We start from the raw sequence: 23985 nt of genomic DNA, 5'->3' as shown, positions 1-23985 counted from the left end.
TCGACTTCCCGCCATGACCCGCAAGAAACGACGCATGATTTGGCAAATCATTAACGGGCTGGCGATTGGGCTAGTGGTCAGCTATCTGGGGCTGTGCTTGTTTGCGGTGTTTTTCTCCGACCGCATGATCTTCCCGGCACCGGAGCCCAGCTACACGGACTCCAAGGACATCGTGAAGCTGCCCCTGCGCAACGGCAATGAGATCGCCACGCTCTATCTGGAAAACCCGGACGCGAAATACACCATTCTCTACAGCCACGGCAATGGCGAGGACATCGGTATGATTCGGCCGTTTCTGGAGCAGCTACGCGATCAGGGTTTTTCCGTGCTAGCCTACGATTACCCGGGCTACGGGATCAGCGATGGGCGCCCCACAGAGCAAGGGGCCCTAGAAGCGGCGGCCAACGCCTTTAGCTACCTGGCGATGATCCGCGATGTCGATCCGGACAAGGTGATCCTGTTTGGGCGCTCGCTGGGCAGTGGCCCGTCATGGGCGCTGGCGGCAAAAAAGCCGGTCGCGGGCATGATCATCGACGGCGGTTTTTCCAGCACGTTTCGCGTCGTTACCAAGAAGAAGATCGTGCCGTGGGACAAGTTTGACAACCTCGCGCTGGTGGACCAAGTCCAGTGCCCGATCCTGCTCATGCACGGCGGGCAGGACCGCACGGTGCCATTCGCCCACGCCGAAGAGCTGTTTACGGCCTACGACGGCCCGAAATCCTCGCTTTTTATCGCCGAAGCCGGGCACAACAATTTGGTTGAAGCCGCGGGCCCGCGCTATTGGGATGCAATCCGACAATTTACTGAATCCCTGAAATAATCCCAATGAGTAAAACCGCACTGGTCATCCTCCACGAAGGCTTCGAGGAAATGGAAGCCATTGCCCCCATCGATATTTTGCGTCGGGGCGAGGTCTCTGTAACCGTAGCGTCCCTGCCGAAAGAAAAGCTCGTGCTTGGCCGCAACAAGATCTCCGTCATGGCCGATGTGGACTTGGACCAAGCGCTTCTGCACGACTACGATATGATCGTGCTCCCGGGCGGACCCGGCGTTTACGAGACGCTGCGCCACGACACTCGTGTGCGCAAGGCGATCCAGCGCCAAGTGGAGCTGGGCAAACCCGTCGCCGCGATCTGCGCCGCCCCCGTCACCCTCCTCGATGCCGAATTACTCAAGGGCGTTCAATACACCTGCCACTTTGCCTCGGCCGAGGAGCTGCCCGAGCGCGACGCGGTGAGCAGCGTGGTCACCGACGGGCTCATCACCACTTCGCAAGGTGCCGGCACGGCAACGGCGTTTGCCCTGAGCCTGCTCGCCCAACTAACTGACGCCCAGACCGCGCAAGACGTGGCGGCGTCCATTTGCCTAAGCGCGCCGCAATAAGCGCGCTCTGATTTTTACCTACTGTGTGGGAAGAAGAATATCCGCTGCCGGGCTATCAGACCCAAACTGAGCGCCACGTAACCGCCCAGATCGTTGGCTTGGGCCTCCTCTCCAGCTGGATGGTCGGCGGGGACTTCCTGGGCGGGCCTGCCATCTGCGCGGCCATCGGCGCGATTTCGCTGTTTTTCTATTTCATTTACCGCGAGGAGGCAGCCTACACCACGCGCAGCAACCGGCGCTTTTTCAAGCGTTGGCTGATCCCGCCTTTCCTGGTCATGGCCATCTGGGTGACGGGGCAATTTTCGCCCACGGTGCACGAGGTGTTCATCGGCGACCGGACGATGATCACATTTACCGACGTGGACAACGTCGGGCCCGTGAGCGGCATGCCGTTCGTGAATTACATTAGTTTCCTCTACCCGATGATGGTGATGATCTCCATGGTCGGGCTGGTGGCCTTCACGCACAGCCAACACGCGCTCGCGGAGATTCTGCGCTTCCTCACTCGCAGCGTGCTGCTGCTGGCGGCGATCGGCCTGATAGGTCTCATTTTCCGCTGGAAAAAAATCCTCACGTTCCTCACACCCGCGCAGGGCGACTACTTTTCGGTCTTTCCCTCGGGTGAACAATGGGCGGCGTTTGCGCTGTTTTGGATGGTCGTATCCTTCGGCGTTTTCTACCACCTGGGCAAGCGTGAGGGGCTGCTCTCGCAACGCGGCTTCTGGCTAACCGCGGGCTGGCTGATCCTGGCATTGTCCGTTTACTGGACCGGGGCTCCCGTCCACCACTTCCTACTCGGCGTGGGGATTGGCGTGCTGATGCTCAGCAGCGGCGTGGCCTATATACTCCGCAAAAAAGCGCTGCCGGTGCTGTTTGGGCTGTTGCTCACAGTGGCGGGTTTTGCGCTGACCGGTGCCAGCATTTACTACTTTGCGCAGGAATTTACCCTCGCCCAAAACGACCCGACCCGCGCTCCGTTTGGCATTCCGTGGTCCGTCCAGTCAGCGCTCTGGCGCGACGCCTGGCTGCTGGTCGAGCAGCGCCCGCTCTTTGGCTGGGGCGCTGGCAGCTTCACCGAGATTTTCCCCTTCCATCAGCAGGTGGACCTCGGCATCGGCTTTTACCGCACCCCGTATTCCGACGCCCTGCTCGGCCTGGTGGAATACGGAATCGTCGGCATGACCCTGTGGCTGATTTTCCCCGCCGCACTGATGATCAAATTCGCGTGCCTGAAAACGCACCGTCGCCTGAGCCACTACCTGTGGGGTGCCTCAACGCTGCTGGCCGTGCTTGCGCTGGTGAGCCAGCCGATGACCACGCCCGCGAATTTTATCTGTATTTGGTTGGGGCTCGCGCTCGCCTTCAAGTGGTCTGACGCCGCAGAGCAAAATCAGCCAATGACGCCTGTCGCCCGCACATCGGTTTTCCCGATGCCCGAGCGCAAAACCGATGGCGCAACCGGCGAACATCAGTCGCTGAAGCCGCGCAAACGCCACTCCCACCGTCGCCGCTCCAGCAAGCACCGGTCGAAGAAGTAAAGCGCTTAGAGCCGAACCGACAACTCGTGCCCGCTGTGGCCTTTGTGGTCGCCGGGAGTCAACATGGGCGTGGAAATGTAGCCGTTGGCCGGATCACGCATGTAGTCCAAGTAGGTCGCGGCGCCAGGGCTGTCGGTGTTATCAGATGCGATCAGGCAACCTGACTTCATGAAGGGCTCCAGCAGCTTCACGATGTCGATGTACATCGACTTTTCACCATCAAGGAAGAGGTAATCCACGGGCGCAGGCAGCGGCTCAAGCAGCGTCTGCATCGCATCGCCCACGCGGAAGTCGATCAAATCGACGAGGCCGGCTTCGGTCAAATTCTGCTTCGCTTTCGCAGCCTTGGTTTCGATAAATTCCGTGGTTACGATGCGACCGACACCGTTGTCGCGAACGGCAGCCGCCTGAAAAATTGTTGAGATGCCAAACGACGTGCCAAACTCGACCACGCATTGCGGGCGACTGGCGCGAATCGTCGAATAGAGGAAATTGCCAAAGGGCCGGTCAATCGGCATGTAGGCGTCTTTCGCATGCGTGAAACGCTCTAAGGGCGTCATGTTTTCGAAGTCCGGACGCGGCTTGTGCGACCCTTGGTCATGTTTGGCCCTTTGTGCGGCGGCATCGGCATACAGCGCGTTGAGCACGTCTGCGGCCGGAGATTCATTGAGGGTGCAATACATTTGCTTGGATGTGGTTGTGTTCATGGATGATTTCAGTGTTTGCCAAAACCGGCATTGCCGATTTAGTTGACTTAATAAACTAATGGAACGGCATAAAGTTGATAAAATCAACAATCTGAGTGAAAATATTTCGGAAAAAATTTTTGCGAGCATTCACGCGCTCATGCATGTGATTCGTTCCGAGCAATACAAAGTGTTGCGCGACAGCCCGTATGAGCTCACTCACATGGAGGGCAAAATGCTGGGCTTCTTCAGCCGTCATCCCGGCGCCACGCTGCGCGATCTGGTCGAGCACACTGGCCGCGATAAGGGTCAACTCGCGCGCACAATCAAAGACCTCAAGGAGCAAGGTTTGCTCAGCAGTGAGCCCGATCCCCAGGACCGTCGAAGCCAGCAGCTAAATCTAACCGCCGAAGGAATCCGCATCCACGAATCCCTGATTGGGCAACTTGATCAGCTAACCCAAAGCGCCATTCAGGGCATGAGCCAAGCCGACGCTCAGCAACTCCACGCACTGCTGGAGCAGATGCGTGAGAACTTGCAGCCCAGCTCTGACGAGTAAACGCAAATTGAACATGCTCTATTCGCAAACTCTATGTGTTATCGAAATCGACCAGGCTTTACCTTGATTGAACTACTGACCGTCATCGCCATTATTGGCGTCCTTGCGGCCATCCTGATCCCCGCCGTGGGCGCGGTGCAAGAATCCGCGCGCAAGAGCAACGGCGCGGCCTCGATGCGCGAAGTGGGCTCGGCTTTACACCTCTACACGCAAGAGCACGACAGCCGCTACCCCGGCCCACTCTGGCCCGGGCAGGTCCCGCTCTACGACCCCGATCGAGGCGAAGAAGACGGCCGCCTGGCCTACTACCTCGCGCCCTATCTAGATGTGCCAACCAACGCCACGCCCCCCGTCCTGGTGGAAGCGATGGTTCCCGCCGCCTACCCCATCGACGAGCTCTATCAATCTTCCAGCGACGAGCCCCGCACCTACATTTTAAACATCAAAGCAAAGAATCCCAACTCCTCTGAGCTCATCAACGTATGGGGCCTCCACCCTGATATGGCGGACGATGAATCTGAATCAATTCCCCAAGCAACGGCGCGCATCATCGCGCCCGCCACAACTTGGGCGCTGATGGATGTCGACCAGCTTCACCCAAATGCTGGCGTGTGGAAGTCCAACACTCCCGAAAAGCCGATCTACGGCGATGTCCGACAAGTGCTGTTTTTCGACGGCCACGTGGAAGAAGTCGACGTATCCCAGGGCCTGCCGGACTAGTTTAGCAAAGACAAAAAGCTGCAAACATAACCCCGGTTCCTCAGCCCATTTCGCAATGCGAAATCTTCCGATCCAACGGGACGTTGGCTAGTCGAGGTATTGCTTGAAGGCTTCCTTGTCGGCGGCCTTCATGTAGGCCTCGTTGCCAGTGATGTTGCCCGCCTCAAGCTGCTCGCGGATGGAGAAGTCCATCATGCGCATGCCCGAGGCCATGCTGCTTTCGATGATGCCGCGGATGGCGCTCGTCTTACCGCTGCGAATAGTGTTCGGCAACGCATCGTGCTTGAGCAAAATTTCGTGCACGGCCACGCGGCCCTTCGGCACCTTTTTACAGAGTAGCTGCGAGACTACGCACGACAAGCAACCCGAGAGCATGATGCGGATCTGCCCCTGCTCTTCCGCCGGGAAGGCATCAATGATGCGGTCGACGGTTTTCGGGGCGTTGTTTGTGTGCAGCGTGCCAAAGACGAGCATGCCCATCGAGGCGCAGCCCAGCGCAAGCTTGATCGTTTCCAGCTCGCGCATTTCGCCGACGAGAATGATGTCCGGGTCCGCGCGCATCGCGCCGCGCAGCGCGTTGGCAAACGAGTGGCTGTGCTCGCCGACTTCGCGGTGGACGATCACACTCTTTTTGTTCGGATGCACAAACTCAACTGGGTCTTCGATCGTGATGATGTGCTTGTTGTAATTGTCGTTGATGTAGTCGATCATCGCCGCGAGCGTGGTCGACTTACCGGAGCCCGTCGGCCCCGTTACGAACACCAGCCCTTCCTTGTAGGCGCAGACATCGCGCAGGACTTCGGGCAGCTTCAGGGTGTCGAAGGATAAAATCTCAGCCGGAATCTGACGGAAGACCGCCGCCTGCCCCCAGTGATTGTAGAAATAACTGCCACGAAAACGCGCCAAGCCTTTAATTTCATAAGCCAAGTCCAAGTCGCGCGCTTCCAGGTAATGATTCCAACGAGTCTCGTTGGTGATCTGGCTCAACAGCGTCGACATCTTCTTGGCCGTGATGACCTCATCCGTCAGCGGAACAATGGCGCCGGACGCGCGAATTTTAGGCGGCGAGCCAACCGTCAAGTGAAGGTCCGAGCCGTCGTTTTCCAGCATGCCGGCGAGTAGTGCGTCGATTTCAGCCATGAATAATAAAGCAGTCGGTTATAAAATTAGTTCTCCTGAATAAAGTTCAGCTTGTTGCCATCGGGGTCTTCGAGGTGCATCTCGCGGTTGCCCCAAGTCTGGTCGTAGGGCTCCAGCTTGATCGCCACCCCTCGTGATTTGAATTCCTCGAAAAGCTCATCCACATTCTCCACAATGAAGCTCGTGACGGAGCCGAAAACGCCGTCGCCGGGAAACGATGACACGAAAATCCATTTGCCGTCGCGCTGAAACCCCATGTAGCACGGGTTGGGCTCATTGCCAGGCGCGTAACCCCACTGCTTGGTGAAGCCCAGTTGGTCGCCGAAGTAGGCCTCGGCGGCGGAAGCGTCCGAAACGCGGATGACTGGCACGGTGGCGAGCAGCATGGCTTAGCGTCCGAAGAGGCCTTTCTTCTTGGGAGGTTCTGGCGGCGGCGTGTTCATCGTTGGCGCGGCGGCTCCACCATTGCGGATGCGGTTTCTCAGCGGGTCGCTGCGCAGATTGGCAATGGCGATTTCGTCCGAGATACGTCCGGCTTCCCAGAGGTTCATGATCGAGTTATCCATCAGCAGCATGCCGTCGCGTTTACCCGTTTCGATGATGTTGCCCAGGCCTTCCGATTTACCCTCGCGAATCAGCGCCGACACCGCGGTGTTTTTCAGCAAAAGCTCATAGCACAACGCCACACCCCCATCTTCCGCGGGCAGCAGCCGTTGACACAAAATGCCGCGCAAACTCTCGGCCACCATCGCGCGAATCTGCGGCTGTTGGGCAGGCGGGAAAACATCGAGCAGACGGTTCAAGGTCGTCGCAGAATCGCTGGTGTGCATGGTGCCGATGACCAAGTGACCGGTTTCCGACGCGCTGATCGCCATTTCGATCGTTTCCAGGTCGCGCATTTCGCCGATGACAATGATGTCCGGGTCCTGGCGCAACGCGCCCTTAAGCGCGCTCTTGAAAGTCTTCGTGTGTGGGCCTACGCCGCGCTGCGTGATCTGGCACTGGATCGACTGCTGGATGACCTCAATCGGCTCCTCAACGGTGATCACGTGGTCCTGTCGAGTCTGGTTCAGGATGTTCACCAGCGCCGAGAGCGTGGTGGTCTTGCCCGCGCCGACGGGGCCCGTCACGAGAATTAGCCCATTATGATAAGCCAGCAGCTTAGTGATCGTTTCCTGCCCCTGCGGATCGAAACCGAGGTCGGCAAGGGCCGGAATCCGCGACGGCACGACGCGATAAGTGCCCGCAACACCGTCCTTGTGGAGCATCAGGTTTACACGGAAGCGCTGCCCGGTGTCGAATGGCATGGCGAAGTCGTAGTCCTGCTCTTCTTCAAAATAAGTCCGTTGCTCGTCGCTGAGTAGCGATAAATTCAAGGCCTTCGACATCTCCCGCGACAGCACGCCCTGCGAAATGTACTCCACGTTGCGACTACGGCGGATGAACAGCCGGCTGTCGGCCGAAAGATGAATATCGCTAGCGCCGTATTCCGAAGCTTGCAGCAATAGACCGATCAAGGCCTGGCGCATCTGCGCGGGGTTCTTCGGGTCGAGCTGGGCGGGGTCCGGCCAAGCAGGCTTGGCCCCCTTGGTGTTGACGAGGGCCTCCTTCGGCTTGGGAATATCTTCCGGCGCCTTGTTCATCTGCTCGAAGATCTGCTCGGCCATTGCCCGTAGCTCCTGCATCTCGACAGCCTGAGCGCCCATAGCGGCAATCGCCTGCTTGGCCTCGGCGCTGGACATCGCCGGGTCAGCCTTGACCTTCGACATATCCACGCCCGCAACCGCATCTTCCGGTGGCTTTTCACCGGTCGCCTGCCAGATGGCGCTCACCGCAGAGGCGAGATCGCTAATGTCTTCCTCGGGTTCTTCCGCAGCGGGTTCAGGCTCTGCTGCCGGAGTCGGCGCTGGCCGATTGCGCAGGCTGATAGACGGCTTGCCCGGCTCGGGCTCAGGTTCCGGCTCGGGCTCGGGCTCAATGGAGCGCAAAGAAATACTGGGCCGGCTGCCGCCTTTCTTCTTCTTCAAATCGACAAAAGGATTGAAGGGCGGTTCATCGCCCTGCTCGCTCATCTCTACGGCCTGGTCCAGCAGCTCCTGCATGGCGTCGAAATCCTCGTAGATTTCGTGGTCGAGGATGGCCTGAGCAAAATCCAACAGCTCGACATCGTCCGGCAGCAATTTTTTCAGTTTTTGGCACGCCTTGACGTCGAGCACGTCATTGCCGATGCACAGGCAGGCAAAGATTTGGATATCCTTGTTCATCGTAGCAGGTGAATGATTCAGGCCAATGCGAGTGGCGTCATTGACCCATTCAGAATGACAGGATACCGCCAATTATGGCAAACGAAAACAACGCCGACGGTCTGATCGGGCAACTTATATGAAAAGCACTCTAAATCTCCGTGCGACGTTTGCGCAATAGACGCTCAAACAAATCCAGATAGCGCACCGCGTTGTCGCCCGACTGAAATTTCTCCACCGCAAACGCGCGCCCACGCTCGCTCATCGTGCTGCGCAAGGCGGAGTCGTCCACCAGCAAGCTGAGCTTCTGGCAAAAAGCCTCGGAGTCATTCAGCGGCGCGGCGTAGCCACTAATATCCGGCATGAAACACTCACGGACGCCGCCAGTGCAATAGGCCACCACCGGGAGCCCACACCACTGCGCCTCCACCAATGCATTGGGCTGAGACTCAGCCTGCGAGGTAAACACCGCCACATCGGCCCCCGCCAGCAGCGGATACGGGTCGGGTACATTGCCCCAAAATGTGACGCGATCCGACAGGCCAAAATCCCGCGCCATGCCCTCGCATTCACGGCGTGTCGAGCCATCACCCGCCAGCCACAGGCGCCAATCTTCCTGCGGTCGAAAGTGGGCCAGGGCATGGATTAACTCGCTCTGCCCTTTGCCCGGGCGGAAGCCCGCCACCTTCACAAACACGGACGCCTCGCCGACGCCCTGCTCTTCACGGATTTTTGCGCGGTGGAACGCACGTTTTTCCCAATCCCAGTCGCGGCCAACGGCATTGGGTGCCACAAGCACGCGGTCCTTGGCCACGCCAATCTTGCGCGCGCGCTCAGCCGTCCATTCCGCATTGCAGACCACGGCGTCGTCCAGGCAGAGGCTGCGCTCGTAGTGGTGCGGTATCGGGTTGCCCGTCCGCAAGGTGCCGACCACAACGGCCTCCGGCACACGCTCTTTGATGCGCACGCCGCGGCAGTTGGCCACCTTACCCATCAACAGGATAATGTCGGGCTCTTCGCGGCGCAAAGTCGTCGTCAGCCCGGGCGTCCAGATGTTACAACGCGCGTCAAACGGCTGCAGGGACACGCGGCGTGCATCGAGGTTTTCGCTCAGCGGACCACCGGGGCGGCAGGTCACCACCACAGCGTCATGCCCGGCCGCTTTAAAGCGGTTGGCCAGGTGCACGGTGTGCTTTTCCGTGCCGCCGGTGCGGAGCCAGTCCTGAACGATTGCAATCTTCACAGCTTGTAATACGCGCGCATGATGCGCTCGGTCAAGTTCCAGCTGCCAAAGCGAGCCAGGAACGGCGCAATCGTCGCTTGAAAGCAATCGCCGCTGCGCACCACGCCGCTTCTTTCGCGCTGCAAAGCAGCGCGGAGATCATTCGCGGCGCGCTTGGCGTCCGGGGCGGTGTTGAGGTGCTTTTCGTGGCTGGCCCAAGCCTGAGCCACGCGTTCGTTGTCAAAATCTTCGGCGCGCTTGGAGGCGTTGTTAAAAGCAGTTTTGTAGTCGCCCGGCTGGAAATCAATCACCGTCACCCCGCTGCCGACGCACTCAGTTTGCAGGCTTCGGGTAAAGTTGGACAGCCCAGCCTTGGCCGCATTGTAGAGGCTGAAATACGGCAGCGGAAAATCCCGCGCCAGCGAGGCCACGTTGACAATTACCCCCGCTCCACGCGCCACCATGTGTGGATAGACCTGGTGGCACAACGCGATCGGCCCATGCAGCAACACCCGGAGTTGATCCCCAATGTCGCCGGGCTCGATGTCCTCAAACGCGCCAAAGACGCCATTGCCCGCATTGTTCACGAGAATGTCGATCTCCGGAAACAACGGGTTCATCCCGCGCATAAACGCCTCCATGCTCCGCCCGTCGGAGAGGTCCAGGGCCAGCGGATGCAGTTGGTCATGCATTGGCAGGCGCTCGGGGTCACGACTCGTCGCCCAGACTTCCACGCCCTCAGCCAAGAGCATCTCGGCAAAGGCGCGGCCCAGGCCCGAGCTGGCGCCCGTAACCAGCGCAGTGCGATATCGTTGCGACAAAGGTTGCATAAACAGCTCATGTTCCCAAACTTTCGCCCTTGGTCAATCGCGATGTCGTCCACTGCTACCACTCCGCTACTGCTGATCACCCACGAATTTTATCCAAAACGCGGGGGAATCGCCACGTACGCCGAGGAAATGACACTCGCTGCGCAAAAGGCCGGCTACGAAATAAATGTGTGGGCATCGAACCGCGAAGGCATGATGGACCGCAGCACGCCCTTCCCGCTTTTTCCGATCCCCAACATCGGTAGCCTCGGCTGGACGTGTCGCCACGCAACGGCCACCATGCTCCGCACGCACCGCGCGCAGGTCGAGCGCAGCCTCGTTTACCTGCCTGAGCCCGGTCCCATCTTCACGATGATGTATGCGCCGCTGCTCTTTTTGCCCAAGCCGAAAGCGCTCGCCCTCACCCTCCACGGCACGGAAATACTCCGGTTCTCGCGCCCGCCGCATCGCAAATTTCTCTTTAACCGCCTACTCAAGCGCGCAGACCGCATTGGCGTCGTTTCCAACTACAACCGCGAGCTGCTGCTCGGAAAATTTCCCGCAACCGACCCGGAGAAAATCCGTGTCGTGCCCGGCGCGCTGCGTCACGATTTCTCCAACCCGCCGGCCCGCAAACGCGACCGCCTATACGCCCGCGTGCGCATCATTACGGTAGGCCGCATTCACCCGCGGAAGGGCCAACACTACGTGATGGAAGCCCTCGCCCAACTCCCCGAAAACCTGCGCGCCGAGGTGGAATACCACATCGTCGGCCCTGTGGTTAAGGGCGGCTTGGGTTACGTTGAGCAGCTCCGAAAAACTGCCGACGAATGCGGCGTGCACGTCGAGTTCGTCGGCGAAGTGGACGACGACGAGCTGCCGCAAATTTACGCCGACGCCGATATCTTTGCGATGACCAGCGTCCAAAGCGGCATCAGTATTGAAGGCTTCGGTTTGGTCTATCTAGAAGCCGCCGCCTGTGGTCTGCCCGTCGTCGCTCACGACACCGGCGGCGTCGCTGAAGCCGTTCGCAACGGCGAAAGCGGTTTCGTCATCCAGCCCGGCGACACCGCCGCCCTCACCGAAGCCATCACCAAGCTGATCGAATCCCCGCAGCTACGCGAAGAAATGGCCAACGCTGGAAAAACCCGCGCCGCCGAACTTTCCTGGCAAACCAACGTCGAGGCCCACTTCGGCAAGCTGATGTAGCCCGTCGCCGACAGCGTAAACACCGCCTCACCAATCAAAAAATTCCAGGACCTGCAAGAGGTCCAGCGCATCTAAGCTGTCCAACACGACATCGCCCCAATCCCGGTCTTTGGCCACGCGCTTCGAATCCGCAACAATCCGCTGCTGCCGTATTTCGGTGCCAAGCTTTGACCACTCCCCGCGGTCAAACCAAATGCCACGGCACTGACGGCAGAAATCCAGCTCAACGCCACGATAGTAAATGACTGCCATGTCGTCTGCACATGATGCACATCGACGGACCGAGGCCGTGGTTTCCGACTGAACGTATTGCTCGAATTTTGAATCAATAAACAACTGACGGCTAGTGCTGCCGGGCACCCAAACTCCCTGACACTGCCGACAGATAAAATACGGCACCAGAGGATTATCCGTACGCGCCATCGCATAACCGTCGAGCGGGCAATAGCAGTGATTGTCCAGATGATTCGTTGGCGAGTTAGGCACTCATAAAATATCACTACCGCCCAATCAAATGTCCAGCCAATATCCTTGAAGTTACACCTCGACCGAACACAAGTAGTCTCCCAGCGCTCTCAAGCGCAATGCCTAGTCCAGCAAGCCGACACCGCGTTCAACCAACGCCCCACGCAGTTGCGTGCCATCGATTTCGTGCACGGACTTCCCCGCCTGCACCGCCTGGCTTGCGGCCAGCCCCGCGGCTTGCCCCAGCGCCATCGCCGTGCCCGTTACACGGTAGCTGGCATGCGCTACATGGCTGCCCGAAATACAGCGGCCGGCCAGCAGCAAGCCATCGATATCCTTCGGCAGCTGAGAACGATATGGGATCTCGTATGGCTGCATCTTCGCCTCGTGGTTCGTGGGTATTTTGCTGTCGGGATCGGGGTCGTGGATGTCCACACAGAAGCCGCAAGTCGTGACCGCGTCCTGGAAGCGACGCCCCTTCATCAGGTCATCATATTCCATTCGGTACATGCCGTCGATGCGCCGAGATTCACGCACGCCTACCGTCGACGCCGCATGAATCATTTCAATGTTTTCAAAGCTCTGCACGTGGCGCAGCACGTCAAACATCTCATGAGCCTGCTTACGCCCTTCGACCGTGGCACGCGTTAAATCTGCTGGGTCGATCGGGTTGATTCGGAATACGTGCGTCACCTGCACCGCCGACGTATCATGCCCGGGCAGCGTCACGATCCACGGCGCCGCGTTCGTCCGCGGGATCGGCATTTGATAGGGAAGATTGTGCTCATTGATCGCTGCCTGCATTTGGTCGAAAAGCGGTAGCGCAGACTTCTGGTCGAAGTGGCTCGCGCCGCGGATTTCAAACATCAAGGTCGCTGGCTGGACCAAGCCATCGGCATCACGGCCGATTTCATAACCGCAGCCACTACGCGCGGCTAAATCTCCGTCGCCCGTCGCGTCGATGACCACCTTGGCGAGCACAGCCTCGCGCCCGGCCTTACTCTCGATCACCACGCCGCGCATCTGGTTATCTTCGCGAATCGAGTCCACCGCCATCGTGTAGTAAAGCAAGTCCACGCCGGCTTCCTGCATCATCTGCTCCAGCGTCAGACGCATGATCTCAGGGTTAAACGTCGCGGCAAAAAACCACTTACGCCAAGCGTCCGCAGCGTCGAGGCGATCCGTTAAATCCTGCACCACATAGCCGCGGTCAAAGCACTCAAAAAACGGATTCAGCAAACCAGCAGTCCACATGCCGCCCAGTTGGGCAAAACGTTCCAGCAACAAAGTCCGCGCGCCTTCCCGCGCCGCTGCCAACGCTGCACCAACGCCCGCTGGCCCGCCACCGCACACGACCACGTCGTATCCGTCGCGCACACGCAAGCGGCGTTCATGTTCAATGACTCCATGCGTAAGCAAGGAAAAGCTGTGGGGTGTGTCTTTCATCATTTCAGGATTAACAACGCTCAGAAATTCATTGACACGATTGCCTAATCGTTATGTAAAAGCAAGCACAAACCTAACGTTTAGGCGATTAATCATGAAACAACTATCCCTTACCCTAACCCTCGCTTCCACTCTCTATGTAAGCCTCACATCTGTCTCAGCAACGATACTCGCTTATGAAGGCTTCTCCACTGATGCAACTGGCAGTAGCGCCAATTACGCCGACGGCGTCATACTCCAGGGAATCGATAAAGCTCGCACTGGCTTTACCGGTGCATGGGCTCAAACAGCCGGCACGCTCACGACAGAATACAATGTAGAGTCAGTCACTGGCAACTTAACCTACGACGGCTACATAGCGGGAGACGAAGGTCGCGCCAGCGCCTACCTGACCACCGGGTCATCTTCTTCGGCTGGAGCCCTTGGGCGCACCACCAGCATCGACAGCAGTCAGATTACCACCAGCCTTTACCTGGCATTACTAATAGACTTCAATGACGCCGAAGGCGGCTTTTCCTGGACGTCTGATTTTGGCTCCAACAACTACCTTTTTCTCAACAACACCACCCTGACATTCTCACCTGCTGGAGGCAGCGCAACCGGCGGTTTTTCCACTGACATCGGCACACTGGGAGTCAGCGCGAGTGGCGTGAATCTATTCGTTTTAGAATACACAACGGACACCACTGGCGTCTCGAACCCGAACTACTACTCGCATTGGAATCTCTACATCAACCCCGACCTAACAGATGGAGCCTTAAGCTCTGATGAGATCGATGCAACGGGAATCGGAATCGGCCTGCTAAATGGTGGAACCATAGTAGCACCCAGTGAAATCTCAATTGCCAATCGCTACATCAACGCCGGCGAAAACATGTATGCTGATGAAATATACCTGACGAATGATCCGGCTGATTTCATCGCCGTTCCCGAACCGTCAACTTATGCAGCCATTCTCGGCTTCGCGACATTGGGGCTTTGCCTACTACGTCGCCGTGCCTAAAATATCTGTCATTGAGATTGCCTGAGCCCGAGTCTAATGCAGTCTCGGGCTTAGTCGCGATTTATGAGAACACGTAGCAAAGTCACCATTAAAGACGTCGCAAGGGCAGCCGGTTTCTCAACCTACACCGTTTCTTCAGTTCTTAATAACAAGGGCGACATCAGCCAAGAGACCAGCGATAAAATTCTGACGGTCGCGCGTGAACTCAACTACGGAACTTTCGGCACGGTGACTGCAGCCAAGCGCATGACATCGACCTCGATCGGGATAGTGCTGCCACAAATCGAATGCCTGCAAGCTGGTTTTTACAATCGCGCGGTTTCCAGTTTTCGCAATGCCGCAAGTGAGCACGACCTCGACTGCAAGCTCTTCACCGAAGCCGATATTCTCAAGCGGCTGAAAGAGCGTCCCAACGGCGGCATCAGTGCCGTGGGCTGCAAGGGGCTCCTAATCTTTTGTCCCTGGGAAGCTCATCGCCAATACCTTCGTCCCCTGCTCAGCAACGGCATCGCCACTGCCATCATTCGCCGAAATTACCCGCGCACACCCGGCCTTTTTCAGCTTTTGAATGACGATGCCAACGGCATGTTGCAGTTGCTCAACTATCTCTACTCAGAAAAGAAGAGCCGACGGATGGCCTACATCAGCCCAAGTTACCAACACAGAAACCATCCAGAGGACCGTGAGGCTACATTCTCGAAATTCGCTGATGAATTTTTGAAGCAAAAGAACGTTCTCTCACTCGAGGAAAATTCCCAGAGCAACGAGGAAATCTACGATCAGTTAGCTGCGTTCATTCGTGAGCGGCCCAAGCAACGTCCTGCACTATTTGGCTGGTCTGACGCCTGTGCTGCGCGCATTCATTCAGCGATGCAGGCGCGCGGACTCCGCTCACCGGATGACTTCATGGTCGTCGGCTACAACGACGATCCAGTCTGTCTGGATCTTGCCCCAGCTTTAACAACTATTCGTATTCCCATTGAGGAAATGGTTCAGAGCTCCTGCGAGTATCTTGCTTCCTATGTCGAAGACTCGGCTCTGCCACCGGCGAAAAAAGCTCGTTTCCCTCAGACACTGATGCTTCGGGGATCGACCGGCGACTAACTCAACCTTCGAGCTCGGCTTTCAAAGTATCCAGCTCTTCCCAACGCTCGTATTTTTCCAAGAGCGTGGTTTCAAGCTCTTCTAGGCGCGCCTGAGTTTTCGCCAGCTTGTCGGGGTCTTGATAAGTCGACGCCTCGCCTAATTGTTCGGCAAGCTGCGACTGCTCTTCCTCAAGTTTTTCAATTTCGCCCGGCAGCGCTTCCCACTCCCAGCGTTCACGGTTGAGGAACTTGCGCGGCTTCGGCGTTTTGCCTTTTGGAGCAGGCGCCGCCTTGGCTTTCTCTGCGGCTTCGACAGCCAACTTCTTTTTACGCGATGCCAAATAATCACTATAGCCGCCTACGGTTTGGCGCACTTCACCATCACCTTCGAGCACAAAAAGCTCGGTCACTACGTTGTCCAGAAACGCACGGTCGTGGCTCACTAGCAACAGTGTGCCACCGTAGTCCAGCAAACGCTCTTCCAGCAGCTCCAGCGTTTCCAAATCCAAATCATTCGTCGGTTCGTCCATCACGAGCACGTTGAACGGCTTGGTGAATAATCGCGCCAGCAGCAAGCGATTACGCTCGCCGCCAGACAACACCTTCACCTGCCCACGCGCGCGATCCGGTGCAAAAAGAAAATCGCCCAGATACCCCATCACGTGGCGCCGCTGGCCATTGATCGTCACCGTATCCAAACCACCGGCTATCGCATCGACGACCATCATCTCAGGGTCCAGCGCTTCACGCAACTGATCGAAGTACGCAATTTCCAGATTCGAACCGTGCTTCACCCAACCACTTTTCGGCTGCAGTTTACCGAGAAGCAAACGCACCAGCGTGGACTTCCCAGCGCCGTTTCCACCCACGATACCCACCTTGTCTCCGCGTCGAATCAAAGTCGTAAAATCGCGAATGATAGGACGCTCGCCATAGCCAAACGTCGCGGCTTCCGTAGAAATAACTTTCAGCCCGGAACGGTCCGCTTCTTCAATGGCAAGATTCACCTGCCCCTGACGCTCCCGCCGACCACGGTGTTCATCGCGCATTTTCAACAAGGCACGCACCCGGCCTTCGTTACGCGTGCGGCGCGCCTCAATTCCGCGGCGAATCCACACTTCTTCCTTCGCCAGTTTTTTATCAAACTCCGCTTGCTGTCGCGCTTCGGCTTTGAGCCACGCCTCCTTGCGCTCCAAGTAGGTGTGGTAATCGCAATCCCAGCTGATCAACACCCCGCGCTCAAGATCGAGAATCCGCGTTGCCAGGTTCTGCAAGAACGCGCGGTCATGCGTAATGAATAGCAATGCGCCACGAAACTTCGGTAGGAAATTTTCCATCCAACCAATGGCATCGACGTCCATGTGATTGGTGGGCTCGTCGAGCAGCAACACCCCCGGCTCCAGCACCAAACAGCGCGCCAGCATCACACGGCGCTTCATCCCAGCGGAGAGTGATTCAAACGCCACCGTGCCGTCCAGCTCCATATCGCGCAGCAAGCGGTCCACCCGCGCATCGCGTTCCCATTGCTCCAGCGTCTCCCCCTCCAGCGCGCTGTCGATCACGCTGCGGACCGAGCCCACTTCGTCAATGGTCGCTTCCTGGTCGAGCATCGCTACGCGCACACCGGCAGGCGTATAAACCTCGCCGCCATCGGGTGCAATCCGCCCGCCGAGCACTTTGAGCAGCGAGGACTTTCCAGCGCCGTTTCGCCCAACCAAGCAAACACGCTCGCCCTCGCGCACCTCAAAAGATGCGCCGTCGACTAGTGACGGCCCGCCAAAGGCCAAGGATACATTACGCACGTGGAGCATAAGCGGCACACTATGGCCGAAGCAGCCACCCGCGGGGAAGCAAAATCTTTCACTACCCGCAAACGCAAGTTCCGCTAATCGCTACAGCGTAATGCGCACGCCACGTCGCAAGTAAGTCGGCACGTCAAGGTCTTCCCCGTCGAAAATGTTGCGCTCGGTATTCTCAAAGAATCCGCGCTGCTCGTCTTCTGACACAAAGGTGAACTCTTCTTGGTCGATCTCCAGTTCCGGCTGCCGCTTTTTGCCAAGCTTGCTCTCGTGGACCAAGGGCTTCGGCTTCGTTTCAACGGTATCGAAGAGTTCATCGTCGGGCGTTTTCTTGGTAACGCTCGGTCGTGGCTCCGGAGCGATATCTATCCGCGGCGCCGTTCGGCGTACCTTGCGCTCGGGACGATACCCCGTCACATGCGTCGCGCCGATCACACAAATCTCAACCGTGTTTTGGCAACTTTCGTCAACCACGGCGCCCAGCACGATCTGCTCTTTGCTTCCAAATTTTTCGGCAATCGCCGTCATGATTTGGTTCACGTGCGAGATGCCCAAATCCGTTCCGCCGATGATGTTCACCAGCAGGCTGTCGGCGCGCTTGGCGAAACCCGGCGTGTGCAACAACGGGCAGAGCGCCAAATCATTCAAAGCTTCCTGCATGAAGTCATCGCCTTCGCCGCGGCCGAGGCCAAACAGCGTTTTGCCGCCGCGCCCCTCGAACACCTTACGCAACATTGCGAAATCCAGATTGATCAGGCCCGTCTGCGTCAGCATTGCGCAGATCGACTGGATACCACGGCTAATCCACGCGTCGGCCTGGGCAAACGCATCGAGCACGGTGGCGGATTCATCCATCTGCTGGAGCAGCAAATCGTTCGGCAGTGGTATCACCGCATCGCAATGCGAACGCATTGCCACGAGCGCGTTCTCCGCGACTTCATGATGCCGCGCGCCTTCGAAAGTAAAGGGCAAGGTAACGAACGCAATAACCAGCGCGCCCTGTTCCGAAGCCAAGCGCGAGATAACCGGCGCAGCGCCGCTACCTGTGCCGCCACCCAAACCGGCGACGATAAAAATCAAGTCCTGCCCGTCCACCATCTGGCGGAGTTTGGTTTCGTCCTTCTCCGCCGCAGTCTGGCCGATCTCAACATCGCCGCCAGTACTCAAGCCACGCGTGACAGACTTTCCGATCATGAGTTTTTCACCGATCGGCGAGCTTTCCAGCGCCTGCGCATCGGTGTTGACCGCCGCAAGGTTGATCTGCTCCTGTGGCATCATCTGGATGCGGTCGACCGCATTCGTCCCGGCGCCACCGACGCCGATGATTTTCACCCGGACGCCTTCGGAGTTCAGATCGCTGCGAAAAGATTTTCCACTGAGTTCGCTCATTCTGATTCCTCCGTTAGTTGACGAAAAGTTGAGTCACCCGCCGCAGCAGGCCGCGTTGTTTCCTTTGCAACGCAGAGTCATCGAGCGACTGCCCGGACAACGCAAAGTGCAGCAGTCCCAGCGCCGAGGTGTATTCGTGCCGCTGCAAGTTGTCGTGCACCCACGAGGGCAGCTCACCACGCCGTATTGGAACGCCGAGGATTTTTTCACCGGCTAGATCGATCTGATCCAGATGCGAGCCACCGCCCGTCAACACAACGCCGGCAGGCAAAAACTTTTCATGGCAAAGTTCGCCGGCCTGTCGCTTGACGAGGTCGTAAATTTCTTCCACGCGCTCACGGACGATTTGAATCAGCGACTGCTTAGGGATGCGGCGGTCACCGATCATCTGATCACCAACCATCCAAACTTTTTCCTGCCGGTCATCCTGCTCCAAGACGGCCTTGCCAAAGCTCGTCTTGAGCTTCTTGGCATATTTGCGGTTGACGCGGAGGCCGAGCGCCAAGTCATTCGTAATGTGATCGCTGCCCACCGGCAACACGCCCGTGCGCGCAACAATGCCGTTCTGGTAAATCGCCCAATCGGTCACACCCGCGCCCATATCGATCACCATGACGCCCGCGCGTTTCTCTTCCTCGGTCGCGATGACCGTGCCCGAAGCGATGCTCGACAAAATGATGTCCTCAACGTTCAAGCCGAAGCCATTGATCACGTGGATGTGGTCGCGCACCTTGCGCTCGTCACCGTGAATCGACCAATAGCCGACCTCGAGCTTTTCGCCCTGCATGCCCAGCGGGTCCGCGCTCACGCGGTTATCCAGCAGGAAGTGACTGCGAATGTGGTGGATATAAAGTCGGTCATCAGACAACTTCTTGGCCTTGGCCTCGCTCATTGCGCGGGCAATGTCGGCCTCGCTCACGCGGCTGTCACTTGAGCTCACGTTAACTGCGGCGCTGTTATAAAAGCCTTCGAGGTGGCTGCCCGTTTGAGTCAGGTAAATCGAGTCGATCTGTGCACCGGCGCTTTTCTCAGCCCCCATGATGGCTGCGTGCGTCGCGTTGCTGACCGCCTTGAAGTCGACGATTTCACCTTTTTTCACGCCCTCGGAAGTAGCGTCCTGTTTGCCAATAATGTTCAGGCTGCGCCCGTTGACGATGTCGCCAACCAGCACGGTAACGGATGCTGCGCCGATGTCGACGGCTCCGATGATTCTACTTTGGCTCATGGTGCGGAGAGTAGTTTAGCATTCAGATGGATTAATTTAACGGAAGCGGACGGGTCCGCGGGTGCCGGAGTCGGCCAGCTTCACCACGGCGTCTTGCATGGAAAGGTCAATGTGGTCAACGCGCTGACGTTGGGATTCCAGGCGTTCAAGGATTACGTTCAAACGCGCGAACTGTTCATCCAGTTCATCGGGCGCGAAAATGATCGAGTAGCCTTGAGTCGTGGTCACCGCCAAGCGCGAGCTCATCGAGGCACCCTTAGGATCGAAGTCCGCCAGCGAAACAGTTTTCCAATTTTCCACGCGCTCGGGCATGAGCGAACGCGCGTGCTGCAGAAATGCCGAGACATCCTGGATACCATCAACCGGGAAATACTCACCATTAGCTTTGCGACGCAAAGTAACGCCCGATGCATACGGCAAGCTGCGGATCGTGTCTGCCGGATAACGCTTACCCGCATAGACCACGCCTTCGTTCGAAATCAGTCGCAGGAACTTGCGACCCGAGGCGTCTTGCAACACCACGCGCAACACCGGCTGTCGCTCGGTCACCCGAATGCGCAGGGCGTCAGGAAACACACGCTCAACCAACACCGCGCGTACTTGGCCATCGCTGCTCAAGTCGCGCTGAATCGACTCAATGTCGATGGCCATCAGCTCGATGTGCTCCGGCATATCAATGCGGGCGTTAAGCCACTGCTCGTCGAGCACGCCATCGCTCTCCAGATAAACATTGCGCACTGGCGCGGAACCGCCAGCCATCAAGCGGGCAAACGAATCGCTTTGCAAATATTGAACGCCGCCCCAAATCGCGCCGCCGAGCACAGCCAATCCCAGCACCGCGCCCAGAAACTTCAGATTAATCATCCACCGACGCTTGCGCGCATGGGACGTCACCGCCCGCCCGGTAAAGGATTGCTGAATGCTTCGCCAGGTGCTCGGCGCGTTGGATTTGCTGCTTTTTTTCTTAGCCATGATCAGGTTGCCGCGCGGGCAAGCGCGGCGCGTGCGATTGCGGGTTCCATCATTCTTCTCACCAGGGGTTGAAAACCCAGCCCAACGCAGCTTGCGCTTTTGGGCAGGAGGCTGGTGGGCGTCATGCCTGGCAGAGTGTTAATCTCCAAGAAGTATGGTTCCTCGTCGTTAGTTAGAATAAAGTCCAGTCGTGCAAAGTCGCGGCATCCGCACGATGCGAATGCATTCTCAGCATATTCCCTTACTTTGCAAGACAAAGTTTCCTCAATTGACGCCGGGAAAAGGTAATCCGTGGCGCCGGCTGTGTATTTATGAGCGTAGTCATAAACACCCTCCTTCGGGCAAATTTCCACGATGCCCATCGCCTTGCCATCGAGCAGGCCCACCGTCATTTCGCGGCCAGTCACAAACTGCTCCGCCATCCAGTCGCCTGTCTTGATTTGCTCCATGATCGCGCAGAGTTCAAAACGATTATGCGCGATGTGCACGCCAACGCTGCTGCCGCTATCCATGGGCTTCACCACGACGTGTTCGCCCAGCGACGCAATCAGAATGTCAGCGCTCGGTTTACTTTGCGCTGCAAAGGTAATGTCGCCAGCCAACTTAAAGCCGCTGTCCTTGACGACGGCCTTCGTGTTGATCTTGTGCATGCAGAGCGCGCTGGCCTCTGCATCGCAGCCAGCATAAGCAACGCCCGCGGCATCAAGCAATGCCTGCAGCTTACCATCTTCGCCAAAGGGACCATGCATCGCCGGGAAGACCGCCGTCTTTGCGGGGTCCAGCAGCGGTAGTTTATCCTCGTGCAAATCGATCAACTCAACGTCGTAGAATTCCTTCAACGCGCCTGCCACGGATGGCCCCGTCACGCGGGAAACCTTGGCTTCGGGCGAAGCGCCGCCACAGAGCACGGTTACATGCGGTCGGTTACTCATAGCACTTCCTCCCATTCATGGCCAACGAGCAGAGCTTCGGGTTCCAAATCAATGTCGCGCTCGCGCTTAACGACTGCGCGGATTTCACGAATCAAGGCCAGCACATCGGCCGCCGTTGCGTCTTTTCGGTTGATGATAAAATTGCCATGAACGCTCGACACCTCGGCGCCCCCGATGCGCAAGCCCTTCAAGCCCAACTCATCGATCAGCTTGCCCGCAGCGTTGCCTTCGGGATTCTTAAAGATGCACCCGGCACTGGGCTCACGGGGTTGCGACTCCTTACGTCGGCCGGCGTAGGCATCCATTTGCTCGCGGATAGCGCCGCCTTCTACTTGCGCGCCAGACTTCAAGACCGCGCTCAGCGCCATGCCTTCCAAAAGTTCATGGCAACAGCGATACTCCACATGAAATTCTTCACGGGGTAAACGGCAGATATCGCCTTCGGGCGTCATGAACTCGACGCTTTCAACGACGTCAAACATCCAGCCACCCATCGCACCAGCGTTCATGCGCAACGCCCCGCCGACCGTACCGGGAATGCCTTCTAAAAATTCAAAACCACCGAGTCCTTCCTTCGCCGCGAGGCCACAAAGTCGCTTCAAGGCCAAGCCAGCACCCACCTTTACGCGTCCGTCATCAAGCACATTGAAGTCGCGAAATCCTTTGCCCTTGAGGCTGATCACCACGCCCGGGAACCCTTCGTCGGCGACGATCAAATTCGATCCGCGCCCCAGCGTAAACCACGACAGGTCACTTTGCCGCGCAAAGTAAAGTAAGCGCTCCAAGTCATCCACGCCATCTGGCTCCGCATAGAAACGCGCCGAGCCGCCAACGCGCAACGTCGTCTTGTTGGCCAACGGCTCAGCGAGCGTGAGCTTAGAGTAAAGCGATAGCGACTCGCGCCATTCGTCGACGATACGCCAGTCTTCCGCAAAACGATGCGCCATGCCGTCGATGTCACCAGCGCCCACAAACAACACCGTAGCTGGACGCGAACCACGCACTGCGGCATCAACGGCATGCGGCAATTCGTCGGACGCTATTACGCGCCAGTCTTTAGCAGAAGCCTCAATGATGGCTTCGCTTTGGCCGTCATCGAGCGGCTCTTCGCTGGCAGCATATACCGGCAGCAAAAGAACTTCATCGGCAATCTCCAAAGCCTGTGCAAACTCGCTCGCGAATTGACGCGTGCGCGTGTAGCGATGCGGCTGGAACACGACGATCTGTCGACCCGCCCATTCACTGCGGGCATGCTGTAAGAGCGCGGTCACCTCGGTCGGATGATGCGCGTAATCGGCCACCAGCGTCACGCCATGTGCGCGATGCATCACGTCCTGCCGACGGCGAATGCCCGAAAATCCATGCAGCATATCGAGCGTGACCGACGCACCGATTTCGCGCCCCGCAGCCAAAGCCAGGGCGGTGTTTGAAGCATTGAAACCCGCCGCCGAGTGGCAGCGTAGCGCCTTATGATCGGACACGATTTGGTTGAGCACATTGCAGTCTTCGGGAATAATCACGAAGCTTTTCGTGCGCTGAAACAAACGACGAAACGCGTCGCGCAAATCGGATTCCTGCGGATAAAGATCAGCGTGGTCCCAGTCGAAGTTCACGGCCACAGTGATGTCCGGGGCAAAACCTTCCACGGTGCCATCACTCTCGTCGACTTCGGCAATCACCCACTCACTGCTCGGTGAGTAATGCGCCGGCGACTCGTCGTTACGGAACAACGCGCCCAGGAAATAGCTGCAATCAAAGCCCGCCTGATTCAGCAGGTGGATCAGCATGCCAGTGGTCGTGGACTTACCATGACTGCCTACGATTGCGACCAGCTTTTTATCAGCCACGAGCTCAGCCAAGAGCTCTCCACGACGCACCACACGGGCGCCGCGACTGCGCGCCTGCGCCAGCAACTCGTGGTCTTCGCCAATCGCACTGGAACGCGCGACCAGCGAGGGCGACTCCGGCAAATCATCGCTCAGCTGCACTCCGTGACGCTGCAACAGCTCCGCTACTTCCGGGCGCAACCCGTCGTCCCACCCCGAGACCGATACCCCGGCCTCGGCCAAGTAGATAGCCAGCGGCGCCATGCCCATGCCACCGACACCGAGCATAAACACGGCATCAGGCAGAGATGAGGAAGCGGGTTCTGGCATCATT

Annotated in this window: 22 protein-coding genes; 8 read left to right on the top strand and 14 right to left on the bottom strand. The window is 58.0% G+C overall.

Going from position 1 to position 23985, the window contains the following annotated elements; genetic code table 11:
• Window positions 1-13 precede the first annotated feature (13 nt).
• The 3 genes from RBB62_RS05900 to RBB62_RS05890 are packed head-to-tail and all read left to right on the top strand — an operon-like array spanning window position 14 to window position 2921.
• Window positions 14-820: an alpha/beta hydrolase gene (locus RBB62_RS05900; protein WP_309397810.1), complete on the top strand. Its 807-nt coding sequence runs from the start codon at window positions 14-16 to the stop codon at window positions 818-820.
• A gap of 5 nt (window positions 821-825) precedes the next feature.
• Window positions 826-1383 carry a DJ-1 family glyoxalase III gene (locus tag RBB62_RS05895; RefSeq protein ID WP_309397809.1) on the top strand — a complete coding sequence of 186 codons (558 nt, stop codon included), beginning with the start codon at window positions 826-828 and terminating at the stop codon, window positions 1381-1383.
• Between the two features lie 23 nt (window positions 1384-1406).
• On the top strand, window positions 1407-2921 hold the full coding sequence (locus tag RBB62_RS05890) for an O-antigen ligase family protein (protein ID WP_309397808.1): 1515 nt from the start codon (window positions 1407-1409) through the stop codon (window positions 2919-2921).
• 5 nt (window positions 2922-2926) lie between these two features.
• On the opposite strand, the gene RBB62_RS05885 is transcribed toward RBB62_RS05890, so the two are convergent.
• On the bottom strand, window positions 2927-3628 hold the full coding sequence (locus RBB62_RS05885; protein ID WP_309397807.1) for an O-methyltransferase: 702 nt from the start codon (window positions 3626-3628) through the stop codon (window positions 2927-2929).
• Window positions 3629-3686: 58 nt separating this feature from the next.
• Between RBB62_RS05885 and RBB62_RS05880 the strand changes: the two genes are divergently transcribed.
• Window positions 3687-4166, top strand: coding sequence for a MarR family winged helix-turn-helix transcriptional regulator (locus tag RBB62_RS05880; RefSeq protein WP_309397806.1), 480 nt, complete (start codon window positions 3687-3689; stop codon window positions 4164-4166).
• Window positions 4167-4199: 33 nt separating this feature from the next.
• Complete coding sequence (locus RBB62_RS05875) at window positions 4200-4886, top strand: type II secretion system protein (protein WP_309397805.1); 687 nt, start codon at window positions 4200-4202, stop codon at window positions 4884-4886.
• Window positions 4887-4973: 87 nt separating this feature from the next.
• On the opposite strand, the gene RBB62_RS05870 is transcribed toward RBB62_RS05875, so the two are convergent.
• The 5 genes from RBB62_RS05870 to RBB62_RS05850 form a co-directional block, all read right to left on the bottom strand.
• Complete coding sequence (locus RBB62_RS05870; protein WP_309397804.1) at window positions 4974-6026, bottom strand: type IV pilus twitching motility protein PilT; 1053 nt, start codon at window positions 6024-6026, stop codon at window positions 4974-4976.
• Between the two features lie 26 nt (window positions 6027-6052).
• Window positions 6053-6412, bottom strand: a complete 360-nt coding sequence (locus RBB62_RS05865) for a glyoxalase superfamily protein (RefSeq protein WP_309397803.1) — start codon at window positions 6410-6412, stop codon at window positions 6053-6055.
• Window positions 6413-6415: 3 nt separating this feature from the next.
• Entirely contained in the window at window positions 6416-8290 is a 1875-nt protein-coding gene (locus tag RBB62_RS05860; protein ID WP_309397802.1) for a type IV pilus twitching motility protein PilT, read from the bottom strand.
• Between the two features lie 130 nt (window positions 8291-8420).
• A complete protein-coding gene (locus RBB62_RS05855; protein WP_309397801.1) occupies window positions 8421-9512 on the bottom strand; it encodes a glycosyltransferase family 4 protein in 1092 nt (363 codons plus the stop codon).
• Entirely contained in the window at window positions 9509-10312 is an 804-nt protein-coding gene (locus RBB62_RS05850) for an SDR family NAD(P)-dependent oxidoreductase (protein ID WP_309397800.1), read from the bottom strand. The genes RBB62_RS05855 and RBB62_RS05850 overlap by 4 nt, the downstream gene beginning before the upstream one ends.
• A gap of 51 nt (window positions 10313-10363) precedes the next feature.
• On the opposite strand from RBB62_RS05850, the gene RBB62_RS05845 reads away from it, so the two are divergent.
• Window positions 10364-11509, top strand: coding sequence for a glycosyltransferase family 4 protein (locus RBB62_RS05845; RefSeq protein ID WP_309397799.1), 1146 nt, complete (start codon window positions 10364-10366; stop codon window positions 11507-11509).
• Window positions 11510-11536: 27 nt separating this feature from the next.
• On the opposite strand, the gene RBB62_RS05840 is transcribed toward RBB62_RS05845, so the two are convergent.
• Both RBB62_RS05840 and RBB62_RS05835 read right to left on the bottom strand, forming a co-directional pair.
• Window positions 11537-11995: a TFIIB-type zinc ribbon-containing protein gene (locus RBB62_RS05840; protein ID WP_309397798.1), complete on the bottom strand. Its 459-nt coding sequence runs from the start codon at window positions 11993-11995 to the stop codon at window positions 11537-11539.
• 102 nt (window positions 11996-12097) lie between these two features.
• Entirely contained in the window at window positions 12098-13423 is a 1326-nt protein-coding gene (locus tag RBB62_RS05835) for an FAD-dependent oxidoreductase (protein WP_309397797.1), read from the bottom strand.
• Between the two features lie 91 nt (window positions 13424-13514).
• Between RBB62_RS05835 and RBB62_RS05830 the strand changes: the two genes are divergently transcribed.
• Both RBB62_RS05830 and RBB62_RS05825 read left to right on the top strand, forming a co-directional pair.
• Window positions 13515-14423 (top strand): PEP-CTERM sorting domain-containing protein, encoded by a 909-nt coding sequence (locus RBB62_RS05830; protein WP_309397796.1) that lies wholly within the window; start codon window positions 13515-13517, stop codon window positions 14421-14423.
• 63 nt (window positions 14424-14486) lie between these two features.
• Complete coding sequence (locus RBB62_RS05825; protein WP_309397795.1) at window positions 14487-15527, top strand: LacI family DNA-binding transcriptional regulator; 1041 nt, start codon at window positions 14487-14489, stop codon at window positions 15525-15527.
• Window position 15528: 1 nt separating this feature from the next.
• On the opposite strand, the gene RBB62_RS05820 is transcribed toward RBB62_RS05825, so the two are convergent.
• From RBB62_RS05820 to murB, 6 genes are all read right to left on the bottom strand, one after another.
• The gene (locus RBB62_RS05820; protein ID WP_309397899.1) at window positions 15529-17319 is read right to left on the bottom strand and encodes an ATP-binding cassette domain-containing protein; all 1791 of its coding nucleotides are present in this window, start codon (window positions 17317-17319) and stop codon (window positions 15529-15531) included.
• A gap of 81 nt (window positions 17320-17400) precedes the next feature.
• A complete protein-coding gene (gene ftsZ, locus RBB62_RS05815; protein WP_309397794.1) occupies window positions 17401-18696 on the bottom strand; it encodes a cell division protein FtsZ in 1296 nt (431 codons plus the stop codon).
• Window positions 18697-18709: 13 nt separating this feature from the next.
• Window positions 18710-19921 (bottom strand): cell division protein FtsA, encoded by a 1212-nt coding sequence (gene ftsA / locus RBB62_RS05810; RefSeq protein WP_309397793.1) that lies wholly within the window; start codon window positions 19919-19921, stop codon window positions 18710-18712.
• A 36-nt stretch (window positions 19922-19957) separates the two neighbouring features.
• On the bottom strand, window positions 19958-20893 hold the full coding sequence (locus RBB62_RS05805) for a cell division protein FtsQ/DivIB (protein ID WP_309397792.1): 936 nt from the start codon (window positions 20891-20893) through the stop codon (window positions 19958-19960).
• 2 nt (window positions 20894-20895) lie between these two features.
• A complete protein-coding gene (locus tag RBB62_RS05800; RefSeq protein ID WP_309397790.1) occupies window positions 20896-21825 on the bottom strand; it encodes a D-alanine--D-alanine ligase family protein in 930 nt (309 codons plus the stop codon).
• On the bottom strand, window positions 21822-23984 hold the full coding sequence (gene murB / locus RBB62_RS05795; RefSeq protein WP_309397789.1) for a UDP-N-acetylmuramate dehydrogenase: 2163 nt from the start codon (window positions 23982-23984) through the stop codon (window positions 21822-21824). Before murB ends, RBB62_RS05800 begins: the two co-directional genes overlap by 4 nt.
• Window position 23985: the final 1 nt, after the last annotated feature.

Source organism: Cerasicoccus maritimus (assembly GCA_031296935.1).
Classification (GTDB): domain Bacteria; phylum Verrucomicrobiota; class Verrucomicrobiia; order Opitutales; family Cerasicoccaceae; genus Cerasicoccus; species Cerasicoccus maritimus.
This window is presented reverse-complemented; position numbering and strand designations above follow the sequence as displayed.